Below are 3,658 nucleotides of genomic sequence, written 5' to 3'. Positions count from 1 at the left end.
CTGAACAACGACTTCGTCGCCTGGAACAGGAGGCACATGATGAACAAGGGACCGAAGCCCACAAACAGCGCCATACCAATCTTGTTTAACAGAAGCAGTGAGCCCCCCACCACGCCGGGGCCTGCCATCCCTACCCCAGTGAACCAGCGCGCACGGGTCTTCTCGTCGTCGCGCTGTTGGTTGCCTGCTGTCTGGATCTGATCGATGCTCATCATCGCAATCTGCATCAAGCCCAAATTCTTGTCGATCGCATCGTAGGGACTTTCCGAATCCCCGGTCACCACTTGGGTAATGGACTGGCTAACACCGTCAGTCAGCGTCCAGTACAGTTTCGACGAACCTTCGGCCATGCTCGTCGCCAGACCGATGATCAGCGCCGCACGCAACGCCGTCACCACCAAGCCCATCGCCGCCTCGCGCGACTGGCCGGTCACGATGCGATACCCCTGGAACATGACCCACAGCGTCAACACCGTCAAGGACACAATGCCAATCAAGGCCGAGGTGCGCTGCAGTAGCGTCCATTGAAAAATATCGATCTCGTCGCTGCAAGATCTTCATGTGCAGACAAGATGACCTTGGCAATGCTTATGTCAAATGCCAAGGTCATCGGTTGACCCCTACGGCACGATCAAATCGTCCTGCTACGCGCCTCGGTTTCTTGCACCTGAGACTGCACCTGTGTCGTCTGGCGCTGGCCTTCCTCGGCCGCTTGTCGGGAGCTGTTTTCTAATGATTGGCTCTGCGTCTGGTCGCGGTCCACAAAAACCCGGCGCATCGCCGGATCGGTCATCTCGCCTTGCACCGCGAAGAAACCGTCACCGCTCTTATTCGGCGCCACATGATCGATGCGTTCGAGCCCACTGACTTTCGCCTCGAACACGATCTGACCAGCTGCTTGCTCAAGCTCTTTGCGGTTGGCGAAACCGCCACGCTCGCCTAGCGCTTCGAGCTTACTCACTGTGCCGTTGTACATCGCGTTATCTGGATGACGAGGGTCGGACAGCAGGGGACCAGATGCTGACTGTGCCCGCGCAGCGGGAGCAGCCGTCTGCTCGGCTTGCTTGGCCGTTTGCTGCGACAGTGCCTGCCCCAAGGCTGCCTGCGTCTGGTTACCCACCACACCATCTACCTGCAAACCACGCTCGCGCTGGAATTGCTCGACGGCGTATTTGGTGTTGCCGCCGAAGTCGCCGTCCGCCTGCAGCGGCTTGCCATCGCGGCCGATTGCGCCAAGCTGAGCAAGCTGGCCTTGCAACTGCTTCACCGACTCACCGCGCTCGCCCTGTTCTAGTTTGCCATCGTGCGATTTCACGGCGTGATGGGAGGTCGAACTGGGCGCTATGCTGGCTTTGAGATCAACACCATCGCGCTTGACGCTCTCGATCAAATCAGGAACACGACGCTCCCAACTTTCCGCGTGCCGTTGGCAGTCTTTGGCTGCTTCAATACTCCAAGGTTTGCTGGGCGTAACACCATTTACTACACGCCTGGCATTATAGAAGTCGTGGCTATCGGCATCAATATAGCGATCAAGAGGCTTGCCGGTAAACAAGCCATCGCGCATACCAACAACCAATACCTTTGCGGCGATTTCTGGATCCTTCGCCATATCTGGATTGCGGACCATTTCACCATTCAGGCCCAGCAACTTGTCAAACTTTGCATAATTGTAGTCATGGGTGAGATGCACGTAGCCACGGCCATAAAATTCTTCGCCGCCGCTATATCCAAGCTTGCGCGCTTGGCTACGCCCGAAATCTTCTTCAGGCGCCTGAAAGTTACGCGTCTCATGCTGAGCCGTCGCCAACATGTACGATATTTGCTTTGGATCGGTCACACCGTTCTCAAGCGCGGTTTTGACGATCAATCTAACGGAATATTCTCGATCCACACCAAAGCCTTCGGTGCTCCGGCCACGTCCATCACTCATAGTATTCTCCGTACGTGCATGTCATTAGAATTTGTTATTGCATCATCGGCACTACAAACCCGAAGATGCGTTGCATGTACTCACTACAAACTACCACCCACTTCCTATTTAGTTACCTCCTTCATCTCACCGTTTTGAAGTCGCTCGATTCGTTTCTTCGGGTTGGCCGGATCATTCGTGTCTTCGGCTACCCGCTCTATCAGCACTGCCTCGTTCTTTCTGAGTTCATAGGTATCAAAAACATGGATACAGCATCCATCCCCAGAAGTAGACGTCAGTAGATTTCCTTTCACGGAGAATAAGCCATTGGCCATTACCGTGATATCGGAAAGCGACTGATTGAAGACAAGGCGTCTTTGCGCAGAATCGAAAAGATAGACACTGTAAGAGGGGCCACCATAACCACCCTCTTTTCCAGACCACACCACTACATCTTCGTGTCCATCGCCATTGATATCGGCCAAAATGATTGAGTGGCGGTTTTTCTTGTAAGTGTCGTCTAGCGGACCATGATAGAACGTGGAATTGCTATCCACGTACAATGCCTCAGGCTCGACAGAAATTGCCCTGACTCCCGGAAATGCCACCTCCACGACCGGCGAACGGTTACATAGCATGATCCCTGGACTATCTTCGTTGCAGCCCTGCGCTTTGATTGAAACAGCGATACCGCTGATATCTGCTCTTATCTCGCCCTGACCATTGAGTGTGGCATTAACGGTTGACGGCATTTTCAAATCCTTTTGCGGCGAGGATTCAGGCTTTTTACCAACTTCCGCTCCGTCAGTCTCTGCGGACGGAGCATTGCTAGGACTGCACGCTGTGATCGAGACGACACAACCTAAGTACAGCGCCCCCACCAAAGCTCTGGCTAGTGCACGCTCCAACATAGAAAACCCTTTCATTAATATTTTTTAAATATTGGATCAGAGCATCCGGAATACATTAATTTACAGTCCTTGCCACCACTTTTTTCACACCTGCTTGTAGCCAGATCAACTGCCCGCTCTTTTGTAGCAGAAGCCTGAGAGAAACCTCTCGTATCGCTTGAAACAAGAGCAGCACATTGGTTTTTATAAACAAAATCAACCTCGCAATCAGAAGCCCCCCCTAAAGAGCATTGATAAAGCGCAGAGTTCTTAGCATCCTCTTGTGATAGCTTACCAACCACTGCGCCAGACTCGCCTGTAGAGTCTGAGCCTGCAATTGCGCCCCACGTCTTTATCCATTCTCCAGTTGGCCGAGGAGGCGGAGATGCAATTTCCCCCCTTGAAGTTCCTGAATCGGGTCCACATTGTGGGCTACCGGGTGCGACACCATTTGGACATGCGGTTTGTCCAAAAGCTGGGAAGGAATTAAATACAAAAAAAATGAAACCGTAAAAAAATATTCTAATTCTCATAAAAATAACCTTATTTTTTACAATTTCGTCAGTTATTTCGTGGCGATACCACGGCTACCAGCTGCAGGCTCCTGAGATGGAGCAGGCTCGGTCCGCATAACGGTATTTCTACGTCCATGATCTGCACCAGAGTCATTACGCTCCTTAGCAGGCTCCGAAGGCTGATAAGGCCGCCCAGCCCCAGGCTCCTGATTGGCCCGGTCCAATTGCCCCAGTGCCGAGTAGGCCGTGAACTGGCCCAGCGTGCCCTGGAAGAAGGCCGCTGCCATCGGTGGTGCGGTGACGATCAAGGTTGTCATGACCAAGCCGAGCCCTCCTTGTTG

4 protein-coding genes and 1 pseudogene are annotated in these 3,658 nt (G+C 53.1%); all 5 read right to left on the bottom strand.

What is annotated here, in order from left to right:
- Positions 1-539, bottom strand: a 539-nt coding sequence (locus XcyCFBP4188_RS22120; RefSeq protein ID WP_146094081.1) for a type IV secretion system protein, incomplete at its 3' end; no start/stop codon positions are given.
- 92 nt (positions 540-631) lie between these two features.
- The gene (locus tag XcyCFBP4188_RS22790) at positions 632-1,933 is read right to left on the bottom strand and encodes a peptidoglycan-binding protein (RefSeq protein ID WP_146094080.1); all 1,302 of its coding nucleotides are present in this window, start codon (positions 1,931-1,933) and stop codon (positions 632-634) included.
- Positions 1,934-2,037: 104 nt separating this feature from the next.
- Positions 2,038-2,838: an FG-GAP repeat protein gene (locus XcyCFBP4188_RS22105; protein ID WP_248283122.1), complete on the bottom strand. Its 801-nt coding sequence runs from the start codon at positions 2,836-2,838 to the stop codon at positions 2,038-2,040.
- Positions 2,838-3,335, bottom strand: a complete 498-nt coding sequence (locus XcyCFBP4188_RS22100; protein WP_076036030.1) for a DUF4189 domain-containing protein — start codon at positions 3,333-3,335, stop codon at positions 2,838-2,840. The genes XcyCFBP4188_RS22105 and XcyCFBP4188_RS22100 overlap by 1 nt, the downstream gene beginning before the upstream one ends.
- Before the next feature lie 32 nt (positions 3,336-3,367).
- Positions 3,368-3,658 (bottom strand): annotated as a pseudogene (locus tag XcyCFBP4188_RS22095) (type IV secretion system protein); the annotation flags it as partial.

The sequence above is a fragment of the Xanthomonas hortorum pv. cynarae genome (assembly GCF_002939985.1).
Classification (GTDB): domain Bacteria; phylum Pseudomonadota; class Gammaproteobacteria; order Xanthomonadales; family Xanthomonadaceae; genus Xanthomonas; species Xanthomonas hortorum_D.
This window is presented reverse-complemented; position numbering and strand designations above follow the sequence as displayed.